The organism is Acidaminobacter sp., assembly GCF_030247605.1.
In the GTDB taxonomy this organism is placed as follows: domain Bacteria; phylum Bacillota; class Clostridia; order Peptostreptococcales; family Acidaminobacteraceae; genus Acidaminobacter.
On the sequence record NZ_JAOTSB010000012.1, the window covers coordinates 40,180 to 63,393 of the forward strand.

A 23,214-nucleotide genomic window follows, 5' to 3' on the forward strand; every position below is an offset into this window, starting at 1 on the left:
ACAATAAGTCTTAAGCTTCTTTTGATTCAGGCAATACCACATTGAGTAAGATTCCGACGATTGCTGCAAGTGCCATACCTTCAAGATTAAGAGAAAAAAGACCAATTTTGAAAGGTATAACTGCGCCGCCAAGGCCAAGAACCAGGATAACTGCGGCGATGATCAGGTTTCTGGAAGACGTGAAGTCGACTTTATTCTCAACCAGGGTTCTGGCGCCAATCGAAGCGATCATACCAAACAGGATGATGGAGATGCCGCCGATAACTGCCGTTGGAATAGTTGAAATAACAGCACTGAGCTTTGGAACCAAGCCGAGAATTATCGCGAATACTGCTGCGATCTGCATGATTTTTGGATCCCATGCTTTTGTCAGCGCGAGGACACCCGTATTCTCCGAATAAGTTGTATTCGCAGGACCGCCGAACATAGCTGACAGCGCCGTTGCAAGACCGTCACCCATCAAGGTTCTGACAAAGCCAGGGTCCTTGGTGAAATCTCTTTTGACCGTGGAGCTGATCGCCAGGACGTCGCCAATGTGCTCTATCATAGTCGCAAGCGCGATAGGCGCAACCGTCAGGACAGCTTCAGCGTTAAATTTCGCTACCGTAAACGCAGGGATGCCAAAAATGGCCGCTTCCTGAATTGGTGTGAAATCAACTCTGCCAAGTATGACTGCAAAAACATAACCGCCAATCAGACCAATGATAACCGGAATGACCTTGAGGAAGCCTTTTGCGAAAACGCTGACGCCAGTGACAATAACAAACGCCACTATGGCCAGCAGCCAGTCGCCTGAAGCCATTGAAACTGCCGTAGGCGCAAGTTTCAAACCGATAACGATAATGATAGGTCCTGTCACCACCGGCGGGAAGAATTTAAGGACGCGTTCGATACCGAAGACCGCGATCAAGCCGGCTAGGAGAAGATAAATCAAACCAGCGACGACTATACCGCCCTGGGCGTACTCCATGCCATGGGTCTGAGCGACTGCTAAAATTGGAGCGATGAAGGCGAAGGAAGAACCGAGAAACGCCGGTACTTTTCCTTGTGTAATGACATGGAACAGCAATGTGCCGATCCCCGCCATAAACAGTGCGACTGAGATATTCATGCCCGTGATGATTGGAACGAGCACTGTCGCGCCGAACATAGTGAAGGTGTGCTGAATTCCCAGGGTGATCATTTTTGGTACGCCGAGCTTCGTGACGTCACGTATGCCGTCGTGGTTGATGTTTAGTTCTTCTTTACTCATGGGCAGCTCCTTTCATCCTCTTAGTATTTTCTCCCGTATCACTGAGAAAAAATAAGTTCACTAACATTATAACAGAGGCATAGCCTTTGTTAGCCTGAAAACAAAAATTTGAGGTGAAAATTTTGTGCAAATCTAGTGAGCTTGAAGACTTGAAATACCAATGATTCCAGCCAGCGAAACAACTGTTGACATAACCCTTGATTCTAGAGAACTCGGTGTCTGACACCGAGTTCCTAAACGCTTACTTAGTCTGCCCTTTTGCTTTCATTGCTGCCAGAACCTTCTCCGGCGTCAGCGGCATGGTCGACAACCGTATGCCCACAGCCTTGTAAACCGCGTTGGCAATGGCGGGCGCCGTAGGCACCATGGCCGGCTCAGCCACGCCCCGGGCTCCGTAAGGGCCGGACTCCTCCGGATTTTCAACAAAAGACACAACCAGCTCCGGCATGTCGTCCGACGTTGGAATCTTATAATCCACAAAGGACTTGTTCAAGATCTTGCCGTCCTTCAGCATCAGTTCCTCAAATAATGCCGTGCCCATGCCCTGCAGGATCGCGCCCTCCAGCTGGCCCTCCAGCATCTGCGGATTCACCACCTGGCCCACATCAAAGCACGACGCCACCTTCAGCACCTTGATGTGCCCGGTTTCCACGTCCACCTCCAGATCCACGCCCTGGGCGCCATAAGTCCAGAACGCGACCGGATGATCTCCGAGCCCCGTCTTTTTGTCCGCATTCCGGATGTTCGGAGGGATAAAGGAGCCTCTGCCGATGATTGGCCCATGAACACCGCTGCCATCCTCAAAAGTCAGGCCAAGAGCCAGCTCGCTGATGGCGACCTTACGGTCCGGATAAATCTGAGAGACAATGAACCCATCCCGCATCTCAAGATCCCGCTTGTAAACCCCAAGCTTGATCTGCGCCAGCTCGAAGAGCTGGGCTTTCGCATCCTGCGCCGCTTCATAAACCGCCCGGCCTGCAGAGTACGTGATGCGGCTCGCCACTGTTTGCCACTCATAAGGCGTATGATCCGTATCTCCGGTGCGAACCGTTATTTTTTCCGGTGAGATCGACAGCACTTCTGCTGCTATTTGCGTCATGACCGTGTCAGAGCCCTGACCAATGTCCTGGGCGCTGACCAGAAGATGCGCAGTGCCATCCTCATTCAGCTTGATGACAGCGGAGGAAGCCGCGTTATTAGGCATGGACGGCGCTTTCCAGCCACAGGCAATCGCCTTGCCCCGGCGTTTGTTTGGTCCGGAGGCAGGCTCTTCCTTGTCCAGCTCAATATCTCGAATGACATTGTCCAGACATTCCATCAGTCCGCACACTTCGACCAATTCGCCGGTCCCGGTTCGGCCGCCCGGCTTTAATCCGTTGATGCGCCTGATCTCCACCGGTGAAATGCCTATTTGCTCCGCCACAATGTCCAGGTTTTGTTCGATTCCAAAGTGGATTTCACTCATGCCAAAGCCCCTGTAGGGACCGCCCACCGGATGATTGGTGTAGACGCAGTAGGAATCTGTATGGACGTTATCAATGTCGTACGGGCCCGCGGAAGCGTACCCTGCCGCTTTAACTATATTGACGCCATATTCCGTATAAGCGCCGCCGTCCCAGATAAATTCGTTTTGAACGGCGACAATTTTTCCGTCTTTGCGCACACCGGTCTTAATAGTCGCATGGAGCCCCTGGCGCACATAAGCGTTTTCAAACTCATCTTCACGGGAGTAGGTCAGCTTCACCGGCCGTCCGTTTGATCTCATGGCCAGCGGAATGATGATGCCTTCCAGTGTCGTCCCGGCTTTGGAGCCGAAGCCGCCGCCCACAGCAGGAGACATGACGCGGAGCTTGTTGAGAGGTATGTCAAAAGCAGCAGAAAGCGCTTGTCGGACTGCATAAGGCGACTGACAGGAAGCCCAGACGGTCAGGTAACCATCCGCATCCATCTGCGCAACTGCGGTGTGGGTTTCAATAGGCACGTGCTGAACGTGGGGCACGTAAAATTTGTTCTCGAAGACGAAATCCGCCTCTGCGAAACCCTTTTCAACGTCGCCTTTTCGCAGCTTGTAGTGGTTGGAAATATTGGTACCCGGCTCCGGGAAAAAGACCGGGGCCACCTTGTAGTCGCCAAGATCAGGGTGAACCAGCGGCGCGTTGGGCGCCATGGCCTCCACTGCGTTGGTCACAGCAGGCAGGACCTCATATTCAACCTTGATCAACTCGACAGCAGCCTGGGCGATGTCCTCGCTCTCCGCCGCCACAGCCGCAACGGCCTCACCACGGTACCTGGCCTTGCCGACTGCCAAAAAGTTCTTGTCCTCAAGATACAGACCGCCGCGCTTAGTGTAGAATTCGCCCGTTATGACGTCCTTAACGCCCTTTAAACGAAGGGCTTCAGAGGGATCAATGGACAGAATTTTGGCATGGGGATGCGGACTGCGCTTGACAGCAACGTACAGCATTCTGGGCATTTTCATGTCATCCACATATTTCAGGGAGCCGGTGACCTTCTTGACACCGTCAACCCGTTTAATGCTCTTTCCAACGAACTTCAAGGTGAAGCCCCCCCTCATTAGTCGTTCCCGTGTCCAACCCGGTTCTGATCCGCGACACTTTGAATGGCCTGGACAATTTTTTTGTATCCGGTGCACCGGCACAGGTTGCCGCTGATGCCTTCCTTGATCTCCTCATAAGTCGGCGTTGGATTCTCATCCAGCAGCGCCTTGGCCGTCATGATCATTCCCGGCGTGCAGTAGCCGCACTGCAGGGCCGCATTGTCAATAAAAGCCTGCTGCAGCGGATCCAGATGCGTGCCGTCCGAAAGGCCCTCAATAGTCTCAATAATGCTGCCCTCTGCCTCAGGTGCCAGAACCAGACATGCGTTCACTGCCTGCCCGTTCATAATGACCGTGCACGCGCCGCATTCCCCGGCACCGCAGCCTTCCTTGGCGCCGGTCATGTCGAAGTCTTCCCTGAGCATTTTCAGAAGTGTTCTATTCGGCAGCGTCTCATGCTCAACTTCTTCACCGTTTAAAATAAAACTGACTGTCAGCTTGCTCATGACACCGCGCCTCCCTTCTCAATCTGTTCGAGTCCGCGCTTCAGCATGACCTTCACCATCTCGAGGCGGTATTCCCTGGAAGCCCGCACGTCATCAATAGGTTTAACCTCTGAAACTGCGCAGGAGAGGACTTCCTCCAGGGCTGCCCCTTGATTCAGCAGCGCCTCAGTCTTTGGCAGCCTGACCGGCGTTGGCGCCACAGCGCCATAAGAGAGCCTCCAGCCATCCTCCGCCTTCAGCAGCGTCATGCAGACCATGGATAGGTCTACCTCTTTGCGCCTTGCCAGCTTGGTAAACACACCCTGCCCCGCTGTCTTAGTCACGCGAACCCCTTTGACTATTTCACCCGGTTTCAGGGAAGTTTTTCTCACAAATACAAAAAAATCGCGGATGGGGATCTCCCGCTCTCCCTCAGGTCCGAACACCTCAAGAACGGCGTCCAGCGCCATGAGCGGCGTCGCCGTATCCGCCAGCGGCGAAGCATTGCAGAGATTACCTATGCAGGTTGCGCGGTTTCGCACCTGTTTGGAACCCACGGAGAGCGCGGCCTCAGCCAAATAAGGAAAGCTTTTGCCGATGGTCTCATGACGGCCCACCTGATTCAAATTTACCGTTGCACCAATATATACAGATTCCTCGTCCTCGCGGATCCGGCTGAGCTGCTCTATGCCTTTGAGATCGATCACCGCTGACGGAAGCGTCAGTCCGTCGCGCATTCTGACTATCAAATCCGTGCCCCCGTTTAAGAGATGCCCGCCGTCGCCATAGCGAACCAACAGCTCTGAGGCTTCTTTCAGACTTGAAGGTCTGAAATACTCAAATGGTCTCATGGTTATAACCCCCCTATGATTTAATTATAGGCCACTTTGATTATCATTATACTCTAAATTTTCTGTCATTTGTCCGGATTCCTTAGTGAATAGACAACAAGGATTTCGAGTTATATAATTAAGTCAGCGTTTTCCAATTTGCTCGAAAGGCAGGTGATGTCCCGTGTCAGCACAAGAACAAGCGCCCGCACAAGCTCTGGCTTATACGCCCAGCATTGCAAACGCCGTATCCCGAAACTTGCTTGACGAATACTATTTCGAAACCCTTCGTGATCAGTCGAAGCTTTTAGCCAGGTATCAAGCTCTGCTGTCAGCCCTCACCCCAGGCTTCACGACGCTTTTGGAGGACCTGTTTTATCTGTTGTATAAAATCGAGCCCGTCTTGACACCACAGCCTACAGCGGGGCGCGCTGTCATTTCCGGTATGCTGTCCACCACTACCCTCAAAAAACTTAGAGGCCGCACCGCAGGCAATACCACCGAAAGTTATCTGGCGCTGAAATTGATGGTGGATGAACTGCTGCTTCATCTCAGGGGCACGGACATCCCAATGCATTTGGAAACCCTGAATAGCGCGTTGGAAGCGCTCATAGAGACCAGGAATGCCCTTGAAGACAATTTGGGCGCTAAGCTGGAACTAAACGAGGCAGTAAAGCCGGAAGATGCCGGACATCTCAACCGCTTGAAATCACCCCTTGGACTGTCTCAAAACGCCTCCCTCAGCGAGGTGGCCAGAACGCTGGCTGAGTCACTTAAAGCCCTTTCCGGCAAAAAATCCCCTGACTCAATGATGACTGAGAAAGCAGAAGACCAGGCTAAGCCTGCAGCGCCGAAGCCCTCTGACAGAAAGTCGACAGACCTCGACGCCAAACTAAAGTCGTCGTTGGCACCGGACCTTTCCTCATTCCTGGAAAAACTCGATACGGCCATGAACAGCGATCACCAGGTTCAGGCTGAGCAGGCCGGCGACCGCAATCAGCCATCAGAAAAGACCGGCGCTCCGTCACCTGCAGACGAAATGGCGGACCATCTGGCCAATGAGCTGCAGGCATTGTCCATCAAAATGGATGCAAATAGTACGGCATCCCCGCCCGACACGCTGACGCCTGCCGGATTCGACCTTCAAGAAATGACGGGGGGAGATGTGGATCAAAAGCGGATTGTCGACGGGGCAGGTCTGGGTGCCCCTGTCTCCTCTACCACACTGGGCTATTCAGGTGACAGCCATTTGGACAGCCGGGGTCAGACCCGTCAAAGTGCCGGCTCTGGCGCAGGCAGCCTGCAGCAGACCCTGGAACGCCTGAATGAACGCATCTCACATCTTGAAGGACAGATCTCTGAGGTACTCAGACCTCTGGATGTGTCATTGGCAATGAACAAGACCATTGACAGCATTGACCGTTTTACTGAAAATCTGAAGTCCTTGGGGGTCAATTCTGACCTGGAGGTGACAGATGATTTCGATCATGTGTTGGAGCTGTATAAGGCCCTTGGGGAACCATCGGCTATACGTTTTTTGAATAAAGTGGGAAAAAAGCGTGAGATCGCCAAGCGGGCGCAGTATCAGAAAAAGCGCAAGATGCAGTATATCATTGACAAAGTAGCCGTTGGGGACCGGTTCGACGCCCTGATTGACGAAGAAATCACCACCCTGTCCATGGACGTCTTCAGCGACGACTTTTACGACCGTTTCCTGAACCGCAGCCTGCTGGTTTACGAAATGGAAGGCCACGCAGCCCGTGACCGGGGGCCCATTATCCTCTGCTACGACGGATCGGGATCCATGGAAGGGATCAAAATAGAAGAGACGAAGGCACTGCTGGTCGCGTTCATAGAAGTGGCGCGGATCCAAAAACGCCGTCTGATCACGCTGCAGTTCGCGTCAAAGACTGAGCCGCTGTACATTCAAGAGTTCAATCCCAATCACGTGACCATTGAGGAGATCATGCGCCTGTTAGGACATTTCATCCGGGGCGGCACAGATTTTGAAACACCGCTTAAAGCGGCGGTAGAACTGCTTAAGGAGGACCGCTATCGCCGCGCGGACATCCTGATGATCACGGACGGCTTCAGCGATATTCGCGATGGGTTCAAGAAAGCGTTTAACCAGTGGAAATCCGCCATGGCTTTCAAGCTGTACGCCATCATTATTCACGGCGAAACTTATGGGGATTACGGGGATCTGGGGGAGATTTCAGATGAAATCCTCGAGATCCGCGACCGGGACCTGTCCAACTGGAACGAAAAAATCAGCGCGCAGCTTTTTGAAAAGATATAATCAGGTGGGGGGAATTCTAATGACCATGGAGCATCGCGACACAAAAAGAGCCGCGCTCGAGACTGGATTATCCGAGAGTCTGGAGCAATTCAGCGGGAAGCTGAGAGGGATTCGCGACTTTCTGAACCACAAATATTATGAGGTGGATACTTTTGTAGAGTGTATTCTGCTCTCCATGATCTCCAGGACCAACATGATTGCCCTTGGGCCTCCGGGGATCGCCAAATCCGCGATTCTCAGGGAAATTGTCAATGTCATTGACTTTGATGTCTTTGAAGGCACACCGTATTTTCACATTCAGATGGGCACGGACATCAGTCCGAACAACATCCTGGGCGCGCCGGACATTGAGTATTACAAGCGTCACGGCATCATTAAACGTGCGTATCAGGGATTTTTGCCGGATGCGGCGATTGCCTTCTTTTCTGAATTCTACCGGATCAGCGACCAGGTGGCCAACTCCGGCATCCTGACCATCTTGAATGAGGGCGAATTCAAAAATGGTACGGATACGGTCAAGACGAACCTGAGGTTTTTCATGGCGGACACCAATTTTTTCCCGAAGCAGCCGGATGATCTGGACGCGGATGAGACGGATTACCGCCTCCAGGCCCTCCATGACCGTTTTCTCTCCAGGGTGCTGGTCTCTCCCCTTCAGGATGACGACAACAAAGTCCGCATGATCCTGATGGACGACCATGACAGCACGGACCTAAAGCTGAGCCTGAACGATCTGATCTGGATCCAGGATCATCTGGAGCTGGTGGAGCTCCCTGAAGCGATTGCCCGTGCCATGGTGGAGATCTCCAATACCCTCACTAAGAAGCACAAACTCTTTATCTCACCACGCCGTCTCAAGATGTCCAGAAATTTGATCCGGGCCAGCGCACTGCTCAGCGGTCGGTTGACTTGCCGGATGGAGGACCTGATGGCCCTTCAGTTTTCGTTCTGGCAGAAGGAAGAAGACATACAGAAGGCGCGTGATTTGATTCTGGACACCATAGGCATCCCGGAATCCGATGGCCGAAAGTTCGACAAAATGGCCCTCAGCATTCTGCAGGAGCTGCAGTCCAACATTGACAACACCCACAACCTTCCGACCTTCAACCCCGAAAAACTCTACCGCCAGGCTGTCAACGACCTGACCAAGCTCCTGGAGATGATCCTGAAAAAGTATCCGGTGCCCGAGGAGCACGCGGCTGTGGAGAAGGCCTTCCGTCAGGTTGAGGCGGAAATTCGGAAGCTGCAGCTGGAGGCGTGATGGAGACGAAAAGACGAGAAACTCGGGTGTCTGCGGCTTACGCCTATCGACCCCGAGTTTCCTTCCTCCTAAGCACAAAAAGAGACGCTTCAGCCCGAAGCGTCTCTTTTTTTTAAATCAGTCCCAAACTCTTGAGCCCAAAGATCCACAGAAAAATTGTCACGACGGACAGCGCTGAGCCAAAGACCACCAGCTGCCCCGCCAGGACATCATCCGCGTCCATCTGCTGGGCCATGGTAAAAGTGGAAACCGCCGCGGGCGCGGCATACATGATCACTAAAGTCACGAGCTCCGGACCCGTAAAGCCCAATCTGACACAAAGGGGCACCAGGATCCCCGGGATCACCACCAGCTTCGAAAACACGCCATAGGCAATATATTTGGTGTTGTCCTTCACGGCACTGAAGTTGAAGGAACCGCCCAGGGCCAAGATAGCCAGTGGCGTTGCCGCCTTCGCCAGATCGCCAATCGTCTTCTCCACCGCCACAGGCAGGGACAGGCCCACCCGCATGGCCAGAATTCCAGCCAGCGAGCCAATAATCAGCGGATTCTTAAAAACGTCCAGAATCAGCTTCCCGGGGCTGATTTTTTTGTTTCTGAAGACCGACAGGACAATAACACTCAGCGCGTTGAAGATGGGAACCACGGTCCCAACGACAATGGCAGTGATGCCGGCCCGTTCAGCGCCGTAGATGGAGGCGACAATAGGCAGGCTGAAGATGATGGAATTGCTGCGGCCTATGCCCTGGATCAGGGTGGCGCGCCTGCGGTTGTCCTTCTCAAGCATCACGGTGACCACTGTAAAGACACCGAAGATGGCAAAGGCGGAGACCGCCGCGAACAGGATCACGCGGGTGTCGAAGTGGCCATTCGGATCCGTCTGGTAAATATTATTAAACACCAGCGCCGGGAGCAGCGCCTTGAACGCAAGGCTGTTCAGGACTTTCAGGGATTTTGGATCAAACATGCCGAGATGCTTCAGGCCATATCCAAGCGACATGAGCAGAAAAAGCGGCAGGATGATATTGAGCGAGAAGATAAAATTCTGCATGGGGTGACCGTCCTCTCGGTATGACTTATGTCGTTTGGATCAGTGTTTTGGCCGATGGAAGCCTGAACGGGGCAGTGAGGGTGAATCAAGCGACCATCGGTTAAACAGCTCTGTTTTTTTGGTTTGGATTACAAGTGCCGCTCCAGGCCCGCACGCACGTCCGCCATCATGGCCGGGGCGTCATGACCGGGATAGAGCATCCAGTCATCCGCCCATTCCTTCAGGGCTTTCCGGATCGAGGCCTTCATCTGGGCGTCGCTGCCGCTGTACAGGTCGGTGCGGCCTACGTCATCGCTGAAAATAGTGTCTCCCGTAAACACCACGGGGGCATTCTCGAGCCTCAGGCAAATGCTGCCGGCTGTGTGGCCCGGAGTGTGCAGGACCTGCAGGGCGTGACTGCCAAAGGGAATCCTCTGCCCGTCTTCAAGACCGACATCCGCCGTCAACCGCAGATCGCGCTCGCCGGAATGATTGTAAAAGGGTGTCACGAGGAGCTTCGCCTCAGCCCTATGGGCCATGAGGGGGCAGTCATACTGTTTTCGCAGCGCGGCTGCGGCGCCAATATGATCCCAATGTCCATGGGTAAGAATGATGCCGATGGGCTTTAAACCCTTCTCATGCACCACTTTCATTATCTTTTTCTTCTCGTCGCCCGGATCCAGGATCAGCGCTTCTTTCGTCTCTTCATCATAGACAAGGTAGGCGTTGGTCTGATGGGATCCCAGGGCGCGCTGCCATAAACCGTAAGTCATATTACTCTCCTGTCAGATATTTCAGATAAGGCGAATTGATTGGGAGCAGCAGCACCGTTTCGCCATTGATGGTCGTCTTGTAGGAAGTCAGCGTCCGGTAGAGATTAAAGAATTCCGGATCCTTGCTGTAGGCGTCATTGTAGAGTCGGGCGGCTTCCTTTTCGCCTTCGGCCTGAATGGTCTTGGCATCCGCCTCCGCTCTGGACAGCATTTCTGAGACTTCACGGTCTGTTTCCGCCCGGATCTTCAGCGCTTCTGCGTCACCCTGAGACAGGTACTGCTGGGCGGTACTTTCACGCTCGGAGATCATGCGCAGGAAGACAGATTCTTCGTTGGCAGCCGGGAGATCCGCGCGCTTCATCTTAATGTCGATCAACTCGATGCCGCTTTCATTTTTAATTAGGGTGTCATTGACCTGTCCCTTGACAGTGGTATCAATGCCGCCTCGAGCGGTGACACGGTCTTTGATGATATCTACATAGTTCATTTTGCCCAGCTCAGTGCGGATGCTGGAGTAGACAATGTCACCCAGCCGGCTCTCAGCCGCGCTGAGGGTTCTGAGGGATTCGATCATCTGAATAGGGTCAGTGATCTTCCAAAGGCTGTAATAGTCAACCATGATGCGCTTCTTGTCCAGAGTGTTGATTTCAGCCGGCGGCACATCGTAAACCAGAGTATACTTAGGCAGGCGGGTAATGGTTTGGACAAACGGGGTCTTGAACTTTAATCCCGGCGCGTCAATTATTTTCACAATCTCGCCAAACTGCCGAACAATGATGAATTCGTTGGCTTTGACTATAAAGAGGTTGCTTTGCACAAAAACCGCGAGGATGACCATTAAGAAGACCACTGGGATGATCTTAGGAAATGAGCGGTTAGCGGGGCGAGGGCTGGGATTCGGGTTTTCGGGGTTGGTCCTTTGACCATCAGCCGCATGAGGCCTTTGGGCTTTGTTGGCGGCCATACCCTTCTTGATCTCCTCAATGATGACCTGGATCACGTTGTCGAGCTTACTCATTTGCCTCACCGCCTTTCTTCAGCTGGTCCAGCGGCAGATAATTGACGGTGTTGCCGCCGCCCTCCTGCATGATGTAGATCTGAACGTCCGGCAGGATCTGCTCGAGGGTCTCGATGATCAGGCGGTCACGGGTGATAGTCTTATTGGTCACGTATTCGGAGTAGATGGCGTTGAACTGGGCAACGTCACCCCGGGCCTGCTCGATGCGGGCGACCTTGTCCCCTTCCGCGCGGCTGATGAGGGCGGCCTTCTGGCCTTCAGCGGTGTTGATCTTTTCATTGCGGTAGCGGTTGGCCTGGTTGATTTTTGTGATGCGCTCCTCGCGGGCGGAGGCGACTTTTTTGAAGGCATCGCTGACCTGCTCGTTAGGGAGGTCGACGTCCTGGAGGTTGACGTTTCGGATGGCGACGCCAATCTGATAAGTCTCCACCAGGGACACCAGCGTGTCTCTCGTGTCGTTCATAATGCGGGTACGGCCGTCTGTCAGGGCGTCATCCACCACCGAGCTGCCTATGACGCCGCGCAGGGCGCTGGAGGTGGCATTCATAAGGATCTTGACGGGATCCTCAGTATTGTAAAGAAAAGCGATGGGATCGACGATCTGCCACTGGACTTCCAGATCCGCCAGGATGATATTCTCATCTCCTGTAATCATTTTGGCGTCCTTTTCCTGAAGGACTGCGCCATCAGGTCCTTCCTGGCTTTCTTCATAGCCAAAAGTCAGTGAGAAGGTTTCTCTGGAGAGCTTGCGAACATTCTGGATTGGATATGGCAGCTTGAATCTGAGTCCCGGCTGAACCAGGTTGGTGTCCGGCTTGCCAAAGGTCTCGAGGATGGCGTATTCCGTTTGGTCCACCGTGTAGAAGCTGGTGCCGCCGAGCCAGATTATTACCGCTGCGACTAGGATTAGAGCAAAAAACGTGGGCGTTCGTTTGGTCATCATAGGCCTCCTGTTTGAAAGTGTGTGATGTGCTTGGGTACAGATAGTGTTGTGAGAGATCCTTTTTGTGCAAGGTCGTCATTGACTGTTCTGTCATGGTGGGTTGATTGGGGCTGTTGCAGCAGAACACACATCACTTTAATTCTGAAGGTTTTTGTGGCTTTAGTCAATTGAACATGCAAAATATTTTCTATAAACCGAATTTAATCAGAATGGGATGAAAACGCTATGTCATAGCATTTAAAATGATTTAAAAAAGCTATTGATTTTATTACTAATTAGTAGTATATTGTTGTTAGATGATAACAACTCTCAACTATAGGAGGACTTCACCATGATCAGAAAAATAAGTCATCAGCAAATGGGACGCAGCAATCGCGGCTGGCTTCGCAGCCTCTTTCACTTTTCCTTCGCTGAATACTATAATCCGGACAACATGAATTTTGGGGTTCTCAGGGTCCTGAACGATGACCTGGTGGCTTCCAAGTCAGGCTTTGACACCCACCCGCACCGGGACATGGAGATCCTCTCCTATGTCGTCAAAGGCGAACTGACACACGGTGACAGCATGGGCAATAAGAGCACGATCACCCGGGGTCAGGTTCAGTACATGAGTGCCGGAACCGGCGTTGCCCACAGCGAGCACAATTTGGGTGAAGAAGAGCTGCGGTTCCTTCAGATCTGGATCCTGCCGGATCAAAAGCGCCACACGCCTGCTTATGGTGATGTAAAACTGGACTGGGATCTGCGCAGCGGCAAATGGCTTCATTTTGCATCCCCGGTGGGCGGCGGCGCATCCGTTGAGCTTCATCAGGACGCGAATTTTTATGCTGTAGAGCTGACAGGCGGACAGCACATTGATTTTGAGGTCAAGACAGGTCGGCAAGTCTATTTGGTGTTGATTGAAGGCAGTGCCCTGGTCAACGGACTCAGGCTGGAGACCAGGGATGCGCTGGAATCTGTTGAGGAATCCCTGTCCATTCACGTGGATCAACCGGATCAAACTGCCCACCTTCTCGTCATAGAGATGGCGAAAGGGTAAATTTTAAGTTGGGGACGCGGACGGGTTTTGACTTGGTGACGCGGATAGGTTCTGACTTGGGGACGGGGGACGGTAATATTTCTGTAACAAAACGCAGCTAAATTGAAATCCAAGAACTTTATTTGACCCCTTTTTCCAGTTCGGCTATGATTGTAATAGCACTGAAGAGAAAGGGGTTTTTTGCATGCCGGAAATCATTTCGGGCCTTCTGCCCGGCTTATATTGGTTATGGGTTATCCTTTATTTCGAGATTACGCTTCGCCTAGCTACCGTTAAGAGCTTCAAAAATTTCGGTTTTGGCAGCCTCTTCATCTGGTCGGCCCTTTACGCCTGTATGCTGATGCTCATAACGCCGGTCTCCTCCGGCAGCGTTTCAGCGGCGCTAACCACAGCCCTGTCTCTGATCCTGTTCTTTCTCTTCGCTTCCCAGCTGGTCTACTATAAAATCTTCAAAATGTTTTACACCCTGTATTCCATGGGCAACGCGGGACAGGTTCTGGATTTTGTCAAAGATATTGCGGCTTATGTCGCCTCCTGCCTCCAGTGGATTCTGGTCCTGCTTCTGCCTCCTGCGGCTTACTTTTTATTCCTGGCAGATCGCCTCTTCAGCCAAGGACGACTGAGCCAGCCGGGCTCGGCAGTAACAGTGACAATGATCACCTTGACCTTTGCCGTCCTTTTATTATCAATTGCCAGATACCGACTCCATGCAGGACGCGGTGCTCTGGGCTCCTCTTACGAAGCCTACCACAAAAGCATGGACCCCACGGTGACACTCCGCCATTTCGGCCTGCTCACCACCATGCGCCTCGATTTCCAGCGCACTATACTCGGCATGAAGTCCATGATTTATGATGATCAGCAGATGATCTCCGCCCTCACTGCTGAAGATGCTGGCCCTTGGCCCCCCTCCAAATACAATGCTTTGCCGATGGTCTTCTCACCCACCGCCTCAAAGCTGAAAGAGCTCGCCGCAGACCCACAGCTGAAGGATCTTCACAACTGGCTCAGCGCCCAGCCGCCAACCCCCAAAAACGACTACACAGGCCTTTTCAAAGGCTGCAACCTGATTGTCCTCACCGCCGAAAGCATGTCGCCCTACTCCATAAACGAGACATTAACACCGACACTCTACAAAATGACACACAGTGGCTTCCATTTCACTGATTTTTACAATCCTATATGGGGCGTCAGCACCTCAGACGGCGAATATGTCGCTTGTACCAGCCTCCTCCCAAAATGCGGTGTGTGGAGCTTCATAGAGTCCGCAGGCAAAAGCATGGCAATGACCCTTGGCAACCAGCTTCGTCCCCTTGGATACACGACGACCGCCTATCACAACCACCGCTACAGCTACTACAAGCGCCACCTCTCCCACCCCAACATGGGATATACCTACTTTGGCCTTGGAAACGGCCTGAACGTCACCCCCACCTGGCCTGAGTCCGACCTGGAAATGATGCAGCTCACAGTTCCCCAGTACATAGACAAAGAGCCCTTCCACACCTACTACATGACCGTCAGCGGCCATATGCGCTACAGCTTCAGCGGCAACGCCATGGCTTCCAAGAACCGCGCCGCGGTGGAACACCTGAACCTCAGCGAGGAAGCCAAAGCCTATCTCGCCACCCAGGTTGAACTCGACCGCGCCATGGCCTCACTTCTCGAACAGCTTGAAGCCGCGGGCGTTTCCGACAGAACACTGATCGCCATGAGCGCCGACCATTACCCTTACGGCCTTTCCGACGCTGCCCTCGACGAGCTCGCCGGCCACAAAGTCGACCGCAGCTTTGAACTCTACCGGAGCCCGTTTATTTTGTACTGTCCTGATAACAGGCGGTGTCAGTCACCAGGTTCGAATGAGTGTCAGACACCAGGTTCGAATGAGTGTCTGACACCAGGTTCGAATGAGTGTCAGACACCAGGTTTGAATGAGTGTCTGACACCAAGTTTGAATGAGTGTCTGACACCAGGTTTGAATGAGTGTCTGACACCAGGTTTGAACGAGTGTCCGACACCAACTTCGAATGAGTGCCTGTCACCAACTCTGAACCGGTGCCAGACCCCGGTTGTCATAAACACCCCATGCTCCAGCCTGGACATCCTCCCCACCCTTTGCAATCTCATGGGCCTGGAGTACGACTCCCGCCTCTTCATGGGCCGCGACATCTTCTCAGACAGCGAGCCCCTCGTGATGTTTCTCAACAAAAGCTTCATCACCCGTTATGGCCGCTACGACGCCCTTAAAAAGAGTTTTTTGCCGATGGTCACCGAACCCACCCCTATCCCGACCACAGACTACATACACGAAGTCACCAAAACTATGGAAGAAAAATTCCTGGCGTCTGCCCGCATTCTGGATCTGGATTATTACGGTTACCTAGACCTCACTTCAAAAGAGACAAGATAACTTGGCCCCCGTCCCCAAAACCTGTCCAGATCCAGTGTCACCCGGTTGCCCCAGCTTGAGACAATCAAGACTTCTCTGCCGCTTCGTTCAACCGTCTCAAAGCCTGTAATCACCACCCAGTGCCATTGAAAGCGGTCAGTGGTAAAAACGCGCCCCGACACCGCGCTTAGATAATCCACCTGTCGAAGCCCGCGATTGTTGAAATTGAGCATCGCCACAGGAACACCCTTATCAATCTGCCCTTTTATAAAAGCCTTTGCCTGACTCAGACTGAGTCTTTGACTGGCCGGCCACCGGACAGTGCCGCTGAGCGGCCAGACTGGCCGCAGTTCGACATGCTGCCTGCCGGCTAATGAAACTACCCCATTAGCAAATCGAACCGGGCTGTGAATGCCCAGAGAATCCGGCAGCTTCAGAATAGAACGTCGCCCTCCGCCGCCGCCATATCCGCTTCCCTGTTTAAACCGGGTCATCGACTTCCAGGGTGGAACCAACGGGGTCAGACCTGCATAGACCTGGTGCAGGTGTGCAAGATAGTCCGCCTGTTTCAGGTGCCTGCTCTCAAGAACCGGCCCAGCGCCTCCAAAAGCCCCATCCGCGCCAAGCACGACCCCAAAGTAAGCCAGGATGTTGGCCGCCGCAACAGTCCCGCAGCCGCCTGCCCGTCCATTTTCCGACTCAAACCAGGATTGATCGCCGCCGTAAAAATAGGTTGTGGATCCATTGAAAGTTCGCGCTTCAACGCGAATGAATTCTGCGAGTGCCTCTCTGGAGTATTCCAGCATGACGGCCGCCTCCTCTTCAAAGCAAAGTCGGTGTCAAGCGGCGTTGGGCCGCCGACACCGACTTCCTTGTTTTTGCCTCTCAAATCAGTAAAGCACAAACGTCGTCACCGCCGGGCTGGGATCCCAGCCATCCATGGTCAGTTTGACGCTTTGCAAAGTGTCTACGTTGACCCCGACAACCGTCAGAACACCGCTTGAGCCTATAGTCCCGACCCCATACCCATTAAACAGGACCGTCGCACCCGCTCTGCCAGTCACCCTGACATTGGCATCCATGCCCGAGACCTTGGATACCGCGACACCTGGCGCTGCCAGCGCCGACTTCGACACTGTCAAGGTCAATGCAGCTTTCGCAGTTGTCCCGGACACTGTACCGGTACTGGTCTTCGTGCCCGCGCTGTAGGTATCCAGCACCGAAGGATTCCAAGTGACCGCCACTTTTTTCGTGGTCTTGTCACTCATCACAGCGACAACTGTCGTTGGCATGGTATACCCCTCACCCTGTCTGACACTTGCCTCGACTGAACGAAGAGACTGAATCGTGACCGGTGCAGGCTTCGGAGCAGGTTTAGGTGCCGGCTTGGCCTCAGGCTTTGGCGCAGGTGCCGGATCAGGTATTGGTGTCAGCGCTGGTGCAGTTTCAGGTTTCGGAATCTGCGCAGGCTCAGACACTGTTGCCTGTCCTGGCAACTGTGCCGCCTCTGCGCCGGGTACAATAGACCCCGTTGGCGGCCCTAAAGCAGGGGCACCATCATTTGAAGCCACTTGATCGCTAATGATCAGCGTCAGAGTCACTTCCCCTTCATACCCTTCTATGGTTCCAATGCTGCCCCGCACCCCATTTTCAGAGGTGTCTATAGCACGCGGTGACCACTGGATGGGGACTTGAGTTTCGGAACCATCGGCTAAAACAGCTTTGATCACTTTGGGAAGCTCAAAGCTGGTATTCCGCAGCACCTCAAAAGAGAGATCTTCCACTTGCGCAACAGGCGGCATACCGGTTTCGTCGAAAAACAGCCGAACCACGGTATAAGTCTTCCCGGCTGACCCCTGAATGCGCCTAATCTGCGCTGTTCGCATCATGTCATACTCAGGCGCGTCGGCGTGACCGATCAGGAAATTGAGCTGATCCGGCGCGCTTTCTTCAAAGCTGAAGGCCAGCTTCAGATCGCCTGCGGTCTCCCCGGATTCCGCCGATGGATTCACAAACGCCTCCATCACGCCATCTTCAACCACATAGAGACTGCCCTCCTGCACAAAGAGATCCAGTGTCCCGCGGGCCGGCTCCGGGACCTGTTCAAAAAGCGCTGCCGCCTTTGCCTCTGCAAGCCTGCTTTCAATGAAATCCGCAGGTGCGCGCACTTGCGTGATGGGATCCATTTCTTGTTTCGAAAAGAACGCTGCCTTAAGACCAAACACATCCAAATAAAGCTGCGTGACGAGCAACACCCCCAGAACGCCAATCAGAGGCAGCCAGCGGCGTAAGCGCTGCTTCACGGGCGGCTTTTCAGAGACCGGCTGTACGCTTTCACTTTTGCCCTGGCCAGATTTTGCCGGATGAGATTTTTGTGGGTGTGGATTTACCTGTCTGGGTTCACTTTTTGAGTTTAACACGGGCGCTTCCTCCTGCTTCAATGATGGCTGCACAATCCCTATACTGCTTTATTCATACCCAAAGGAAATTGGTGTCAGACACCCCCATTCCACATTTCAGGAGGAAAATCACGGCCATAAATGAAAGAAAGGGGTGTTAGCGGCTCGTGCCCGCCAATTCCCCTTTCCACACTTCACTACTTCGTCATGCCTGTATAAATATGGATCGCGTCACGCAGAAATGCAGCCGCACCCTCGCCGCACTTGTCATCATAAAACGCTGTGAAGCGCTCATCCTCCACATACATGGTGGCTAACCCAGCATGCGCCTCTCCGGAATAAGTCGGCCAGTAGCTGCACAGCCAGCGCTTGTGCATATCTGCAACCTTCTGGGCCAAAGCGCCGCCGGGCTCTCCGGCCGCCATAGCTTCCGCCAGTTTCACCAGAATCGCCTCACTCAGCGCCTGGGCCTCGTTGAACTCAGCCTCGGACATACCCTGAAGTTTCTTATTGGAAGCCTCCGCCGTCTCCTTACCGTACTTGGCGCGGACCTCTTCCCCATAGCGCGCTTCATTGCTGTCGATCATTGACTTCTTGAAACCCTCAAATTTCTCTTTGTCCGACATTTCCATTCTCCCTTCCTGATAAGCAATAGTCTTCTCAACGTTGGCGATCAGCGCGTCCATCTGCCGGCGCCGCTCCAGCAGCGCTTTGTGATGGGCCTTCAGAGCGCTCTTCGGATCGAAGTCCGGCCGCTCCAGCACGTCCTTGATGCGGTCAAGCTCAAGCCCCAGCTCCCTGTAAAACAGGATCTGCTGCAGCCGGTCCACCTGCGCCGCCCCGTAAATCCGGTAGCCGGCGCTGTTGACTCGCAGCGGCTTCAGCAGCCCCATCTCATCGTAATACCTCAGCGTCCTCGAACTCACGCCCGCCAGCCTCGCCAGCTTTTGAATCGTCATTTCCATATGCATTCCCCCAAAAAGTCCCGTCAGCATTTTATCCCGCCGCCGGACTTGTCACCCTCACTTATGTCTTCATTATAAAGGTTGACGCAGCGTCAACGTCAAGCGTTCCACAAAATTTTCTTAAAAGAATTTTCTGCCGATGGTCACCCATCCCCACCCCCACTCCACCCTGCTTTCGATCCGGCTGTCGATGTGATATAATGTTGGGTGCTGGAACCATCGGCAAAAAAATGTTTTTGTATGTTTTTGCTGTATTGCTGCCTCTCCAAATCAACCAAGACACTTCAAAGGAGCGAATGTCGTGAACGCAAACTTTTTATGGACCACGATTACCGTCAAAAGCATTGAAACTTCTCTGTCGTTTTATCAGGACCTGCTGGGACTCACAATTGAACGGCGCTTCATGCCCCATCCCGCCCTCGAACTGTGCTTCCTGAAGGACGAAAACGGCTTTGAGGTCGAGCTCCTGGAGCACAAACCGGCAACTGACGCGGTCACAGCACCGGCAAACCTTTCGCTGGGCTTCAGCGTTGCTGATCTCGACGAAGCCATGGCAGCATGTAAAGACAGAGGCATCCATATTGTCAGCGGGCCGTTTGAAGGCGGCGGCGTCAAATTTTTCTTTGTCAAAGATCCGGACGGCGTCAACGTGCAGTTCGTTCAGAGGTAGACATCATCACAACTTACAGGAGGTCCCCGTGAAAACCACTTTTTCAACTTTAGGCGTTTCGACAGTGTTGCTTGACGCCCTTACCGCTCAGGGCATTCAGGACCCTACGCCCATCCAGGCCATGGCAATTCCGGAAATTGCGGCAGGGAGAGACCTGATTGGCGAAGCCCAGACCGGCACTGGAAAAACCCTGGCATTTTTGCTGCCCATCTTCGAAAAGGTGGATCCGGCGCTTCCAAAGGTCCAGGCGCTCATCCTCACGCCAACCCGTGAACTCGCTATTCAGATCACTGCCGAGGCCAGAAAATTGGCGGCCTATGCGCCGCTTCACCTATTAGCGGCTTACGGCGGCCAGGATATTCAAGGTCAAATAAAGAAACTACAAGGCTCGGCACAGATCGTCATAGGCACACCTGGCAGACTGCTGGATCACCTGCGCAGGGGCACCCTGCATTTTGATGACCTGAAAGTCCTCGTCCTGGATGAGGCGGATCAGATGCTCCACATTGGTTTCCAAAACGAGGTGGAGATGATTCTCAAGCGTACGCCGGCCAGCCGCCAAACGTTGTGCTTTTCAGCGACTATGCCTGCCGGGGTCAGAAAACTGACACACAAATACCTGAAGGATCCGGTTCACGTGGCCGTTCCGGCACCGACTGTGACGTTGAAGGACATTGAACAATTCGTGGTCGAGACAACAGATCGTCAAAAGCGGTATGACTTGTTCGCCGTCCTGAAAAAAGAGCGTCCATTCATGGGCATCCTGTTCTGCAGGACGAAGTACAGGGCGGATGCGCTCTTCGCTGCCATGTCCCAGGAAGGCTTCAGCTGTGAACTTCTCCACGGCGACCTCACCCAGGCCAAGCGCGAAAAGGTCATGAAAGCCTTTCGCAAGATGGAATTTCAGTTTCTGATCGCCACAGACGTCGCCGCACGCGGCCTCGACATCGAGGGCATCACCCACGTTTTCAACTACGACATCCCCGCGGATGCCGAGAGCTACATCCACCGCATAGGCAGAACCGGCCGCGCCGGCGAGAAAGGCCGCGCCTTTACCTTTGTCGCGCCAAAGGACAAGCCCGAGCAGCGCGTCATTGAGGACGGCATCCAGCTGCGCCTCAAGCATTATAACTTTGACCGCCCGGAGGTTAAACACACCACACCAGAACCCAAACCCCAAGTTATGGAGTCGAAATCCGCACGCCGCCAGCAAAATATAGCGAAGAACAAAGTACGCGCTAAGGCTAGAAAAAAATAGGCGGATGTTCTTTAAACATGAATTGTATTCAGAAGCCAAAGATCGGGAAGTTAGTGTCATAAGGCGTAAGCCTCAGACACCGTGTTCCCTTTCTCTGGCTTTTTCTTTTTTTAAAGCAAAGAAGAGGACAAGCGCCCCCGCTTGTCCCCCTTTTTGAATCGTCTATGAGTTTACACTTACAGATCCTATGACCAGCTCTGGCACCAAAATCAAATGAGTGTCAGACACTCAATCCATTTCAGTGCCAGCCACTCAATCCAACTTAGTGTCAGTCTCCAAAACAGAATCTACTCTCGGAATCCCATATTTGAACAAAACTGCAACCATCCCCAGCATGATCAAGCCCTTCACGACAGAGCTCCCGGAGATGGACCACCAAATGCCGTCGAGACCCAGGAGTGCCCCGGCAGACAATATGTACGCAAACGGAACACGCAGGCCGGTAAAAACTATGCCGAGGACTGCAGGGTAAAGCGGCTTGTTCAGTGCGTTAAAACAGCCTGAGAACGTCATCTCTATACACATAAATACCTGTGAGAGCGACAGTATTTTGAGGTATCGAATACCTATAGCCACTGTAGTAGACTCACTTACAAAAATTCTCATCAAGGGTTCACTGAAAAAATACAATAAGGCCGAGGTCCCTATACCGAACACTATCATGATTTGCCCTGCTTCAACCGTGCCTTTTCTAACCCGTTCAAATTGACCCGCTCCAAAATTTTGACCGACGAACGCGCTAAGTGCCGCAGCGAAGCCTTGAGCCGTCATATAAGTGATCGACTCGATCTGAACGCCAATTTTTTGTGCCGCAATTGCATCCGGACCAAAGGACGCGATCACCTTGGCAATCAGGATTGAAAACGTATTGAACAAGCAGCGCTGAAAAGACACTGGCAACCCTAACGCCAGCATGGATTTTACAGTCTCCAGCGAGAAAGGCTGTCTTAGAGAAAAAGCCTTGAATAATCTGCCGTGCAGAAGCATATAGAGCAGAATCCCCGTAACCAGGATCTGCGACAAGACCGTTGCTAACGCCGCACCGCCCACACCCAATCCCAGTACGAAAATGAAGATGGGATCAAGGACAATATTCGTCAGAATTCCTATTGAGTTGACTTTAAAGGGGATCCGGCTTTGACCAGCACCGTTGAACATGGATGCTATGACAAGATTCAAAAAGGAAAACAGCATACCAACCGCCATGATACCCAGATAAGACCTTGCATTTTGCTCAACTTCAAAATTATTGATATCAAAAAATGCTATCAAAGGCCCTTTTGCCAGAGTTAAAAACAAGCCATAGACAAGGCCAAAGGCCACAGCTAAATAGAGCGCCATTCCGGCGATTTGTTTTGCGTAGGCTTCATTGCCGGCACCCAGACTTTGTGCGATTTTCACTTCAGTACCCACCTGTACCATGGTGATGATGGAGAGCCCAAACCACACGAAAAAACCCGCTGTGCCTATGGCCGCCACTGCATCACTGCCCAGTCGTCCAATCCACATCATATCGACTATCTGGTTGGCCATTTGTAGAAAGGCTGTCCCCATAATAGGCAGCGCTAAAGTGATCAGCGCTTTTGTAATACTGCCGCGTAATAAGTATTGTGGATTCACGGTGTGGTCTCCTTTTGGTTATGACACAAGTTAGATATGGCAATGGTTCAAGTGACTGACGGCCTCAGTCCTTGTGAACCTGACAGGTCAGGCAGCACCGAAACAACTTCAGCACAAATAGTTTCATTGAATACTCTAATTCTATACGAAAAAATTGGACGTGAAAAGATGTTTTTGGTTATATCATTCCTTCTGATTCAAAGTATGTCAATGATTAACAACGCCGCCAACAGTCTCAGCGGATCCCTTAAAAGCTGACCTCAAATTAATGTATGTCACAAACTATTGAATTCGCTGCAACTCAGGCAATAAATTATTTTTTATAAAATTCATTTACAAATTATCGAAATATTCTTGACATGTCTCTCTCCAGTACCTATAATGAGAACAATATCTAAAAAGGTGTTGACGGAGTTAAAGGTATCC

Annotated in this window: 18 protein-coding genes; 6 read left to right on the plus strand and 12 right to left on the minus strand. The window is 52.6% G+C overall.

The genetic code is table 11. The features are described 5' to 3' along the window. Positions 1-10: 10 nt before the first annotated feature. The 4 genes from OEL90_RS07480 to OEL90_RS07495 all read right to left on the minus strand — a co-directional run bounded on the left by OEL90_RS07480 (position 11) and on the right by OEL90_RS07495 (position 5,145). A complete protein-coding gene (locus OEL90_RS07480) occupies positions 11-1,252 on the minus strand; it encodes a uracil-xanthine permease family protein (protein ID WP_291404210.1) in 1,242 nt (413 codons plus the stop codon). Positions 1,253-1,493: 241 nt separating this feature from the next. Further along, positions 1,494-3,809, minus strand: a complete 2,316-nt coding sequence (locus tag OEL90_RS07485; protein WP_291404213.1) for a xanthine dehydrogenase family protein molybdopterin-binding subunit — start codon at positions 3,807-3,809, stop codon at positions 1,494-1,496. A 17-nt stretch (positions 3,810-3,826) separates the two neighbouring features. Continuing rightward, positions 3,827-4,315: a (2Fe-2S)-binding protein gene (locus tag OEL90_RS07490; RefSeq protein WP_291404215.1), complete on the minus strand. Its 489-nt coding sequence runs from the start codon at positions 4,313-4,315 to the stop codon at positions 3,827-3,829. Then, positions 4,312-5,145 (minus strand): FAD binding domain-containing protein, encoded by an 834-nt coding sequence (locus tag OEL90_RS07495; protein ID WP_291404217.1) that lies wholly within the window; start codon positions 5,143-5,145, stop codon positions 4,312-4,314. The genes OEL90_RS07490 and OEL90_RS07495 overlap by 4 nt, the downstream gene beginning before the upstream one ends. 163 nt (positions 5,146-5,308) lie before the next feature. Here OEL90_RS07495 and OEL90_RS15135 point away from each other — a divergent pair, with 163 nt between their 5' ends. Both OEL90_RS15135 and OEL90_RS07505 read left to right on the plus strand, forming a co-directional pair. Next, entirely contained in the window at positions 5,309-7,423 is a 2,115-nt protein-coding gene (locus tag OEL90_RS15135) for a VWA domain-containing protein (RefSeq protein ID WP_300687722.1), read from the plus strand. Between the two features lie 19 nt (positions 7,424-7,442). Then, positions 7,443-8,684 (plus strand): AAA family ATPase, encoded by a 1,242-nt coding sequence (locus OEL90_RS07505; RefSeq protein ID WP_291404221.1) that lies wholly within the window; start codon positions 7,443-7,445, stop codon positions 8,682-8,684. A 112-nt stretch (positions 8,685-8,796) separates the two neighbouring features. Here OEL90_RS07505 and OEL90_RS07510 read toward each other — a convergent pair whose 3' ends face one another. From OEL90_RS07510 to hflK, 4 genes are all read right to left on the minus strand, one after another. Further along, complete coding sequence (locus OEL90_RS07510) at positions 8,797-9,735, minus strand: AEC family transporter (protein ID WP_300687724.1); 939 nt, start codon at positions 9,733-9,735, stop codon at positions 8,797-8,799. 128 nt (positions 9,736-9,863) lie between these two features. Next, the gene (locus tag OEL90_RS07515) at positions 9,864-10,487 is read right to left on the minus strand and encodes an MBL fold metallo-hydrolase (RefSeq protein WP_291404225.1); all 624 of its coding nucleotides are present in this window, start codon (positions 10,485-10,487) and stop codon (positions 9,864-9,866) included. A 1-nt stretch (position 10,488) separates the two neighbouring features. Beyond that, positions 10,489-11,505: a protease modulator HflC gene (gene hflC, locus OEL90_RS07520; RefSeq protein ID WP_300687726.1), complete on the minus strand. Its 1,017-nt coding sequence runs from the start codon at positions 11,503-11,505 to the stop codon at positions 10,489-10,491. After that, complete coding sequence (gene hflK, locus OEL90_RS07525; RefSeq protein ID WP_291404228.1) at positions 11,498-12,445, minus strand: FtsH protease activity modulator HflK; 948 nt, start codon at positions 12,443-12,445, stop codon at positions 11,498-11,500. Before hflK ends, hflC begins: the two co-directional genes overlap by 8 nt. 334 nt (positions 12,446-12,779) lie before the next feature. On the opposite strand from hflK, the gene OEL90_RS07530 reads away from it, so the two are divergent. Both OEL90_RS07530 and OEL90_RS07535 read left to right on the plus strand, forming a co-directional pair. Further along, complete coding sequence (locus tag OEL90_RS07530; protein WP_291404230.1) at positions 12,780-13,487, plus strand: pirin family protein; 708 nt, start codon at positions 12,780-12,782, stop codon at positions 13,485-13,487. Between the two features lie 184 nt (positions 13,488-13,671). Then, the gene (locus tag OEL90_RS07535; protein ID WP_300687728.1) at positions 13,672-15,897 is read left to right on the plus strand and encodes an LTA synthase family protein; all 2,226 of its coding nucleotides are present in this window, start codon (positions 13,672-13,674) and stop codon (positions 15,895-15,897) included. On the opposite strand, the gene OEL90_RS07540 is transcribed toward OEL90_RS07535, so the two are convergent. The 3 genes from OEL90_RS07540 to OEL90_RS07550 all read right to left on the minus strand — a co-directional run bounded on the left by OEL90_RS07540 (position 15,864) and on the right by OEL90_RS07550 (position 19,240). Further along, entirely contained in the window at positions 15,864-16,682 is an 819-nt protein-coding gene (locus OEL90_RS07540) for a hypothetical protein (RefSeq protein ID WP_300687730.1), read from the minus strand. The two genes, OEL90_RS07535 and OEL90_RS07540, sit on opposite strands and share 34 nt — an antisense overlap. Positions 16,683-16,766: 84 nt before the next feature. Further along, positions 16,767-18,296 (minus strand): Ig-like domain-containing protein, encoded by a 1,530-nt coding sequence (locus OEL90_RS07545; protein WP_300687731.1) that lies wholly within the window; start codon positions 18,294-18,296, stop codon positions 16,767-16,769. A gap of 176 nt (positions 18,297-18,472) precedes the next feature. Next, the gene (locus tag OEL90_RS07550) at positions 18,473-19,240 is read right to left on the minus strand and encodes a MerR family transcriptional regulator (RefSeq protein ID WP_300687732.1); all 768 of its coding nucleotides are present in this window, start codon (positions 19,238-19,240) and stop codon (positions 18,473-18,475) included. Between the two features lie 301 nt (positions 19,241-19,541). On the opposite strand from OEL90_RS07550, the gene OEL90_RS07555 reads away from it, so the two are divergent. Both OEL90_RS07555 and OEL90_RS07560 read left to right on the plus strand, forming a co-directional pair. After that, positions 19,542-19,910, plus strand: a complete 369-nt coding sequence (locus tag OEL90_RS07555; protein WP_291404240.1) for a VOC family protein — start codon at positions 19,542-19,544, stop codon at positions 19,908-19,910. 28 nt (positions 19,911-19,938) lie between these two features. Then, positions 19,939-21,168: a DEAD/DEAH box helicase gene (locus OEL90_RS07560; protein ID WP_291404242.1), complete on the plus strand. Its 1,230-nt coding sequence runs from the start codon at positions 19,939-19,941 to the stop codon at positions 21,166-21,168. 252 nt (positions 21,169-21,420) lie between these two features. On the opposite strand, the gene OEL90_RS07565 is transcribed toward OEL90_RS07560, so the two are convergent. Continuing rightward, a complete protein-coding gene (locus OEL90_RS07565) occupies positions 21,421-22,788 on the minus strand; it encodes an MATE family efflux transporter (protein ID WP_291404244.1) in 1,368 nt (455 codons plus the stop codon). Between the last annotated feature and the right edge of the window lie 426 nt (positions 22,789-23,214).

What these genes read in the sequence shown, in the direction of transcription:
- OEL90_RS07480 (WP_291404210.1), bottom strand. Translation starts at nt 1,252, where the DNA reads ATGAGTAAAGAAGAACTAAACATCAACCACGACGGCATACGTGACGTC.
- OEL90_RS07490 (WP_291404215.1), bottom strand. Translation starts at nt 4,315, where the DNA reads ATGAGCAAGCTGACAGTCAGTTTTATTTTAAACGGTGAAGAAGTTGAG.
- OEL90_RS07495 (WP_291404217.1), bottom strand. Translation starts at nt 5,145, where the DNA reads ATGAGACCATTTGAGTATTTCAGACCTTCAAGTCTGAAAGAAGCCTCA.
- OEL90_RS07505 (WP_291404221.1), top strand. Translation starts at nt 7,443, where the DNA reads ATGACCATGGAGCATCGCGACACAAAAAGAGCCGCGCTCGAGACTGGA.
- OEL90_RS07510 (WP_300687724.1), bottom strand. Translation starts at nt 9,735, where the DNA reads ATGCAGAATTTTATCTTCTCGCTCAATATCATCCTGCCGCTTTTTCTG.
- OEL90_RS07515 (WP_291404225.1), bottom strand. Translation starts at nt 10,487, where the DNA reads ATGACTTACGGTTTATGGCAGCGCGCCCTGGGATCCCATCAGACCAAC.
- hflC (WP_300687726.1), bottom strand. Translation starts at nt 11,505, where the DNA reads ATGAGTAAGCTCGACAACGTGATCCAGGTCATCATTGAGGAGATCAAG.
- hflK (WP_291404228.1), bottom strand. Translation starts at nt 12,445, where the DNA reads ATGACCAAACGAACGCCCACGTTTTTTGCTCTAATCCTAGTCGCAGCG.
- OEL90_RS07530 (WP_291404230.1), top strand. Translation starts at nt 12,780, where the DNA reads ATGATCAGAAAAATAAGTCATCAGCAAATGGGACGCAGCAATCGCGGC.
- OEL90_RS07535 (WP_300687728.1), top strand. Translation starts at nt 13,672, where the DNA reads ATGCCGGAAATCATTTCGGGCCTTCTGCCCGGCTTATATTGGTTATGG.
- OEL90_RS07540 (WP_300687730.1), bottom strand. Translation starts at nt 16,682, where the DNA reads ATGCTGGAATACTCCAGAGAGGCACTCGCAGAATTCATTCGCGTTGAA.
- OEL90_RS07550 (WP_300687732.1), bottom strand. Translation starts at nt 19,240, where the DNA reads ATGGAAATGACGATTCAAAAGCTGGCGAGGCTGGCGGGCGTGAGTTCG.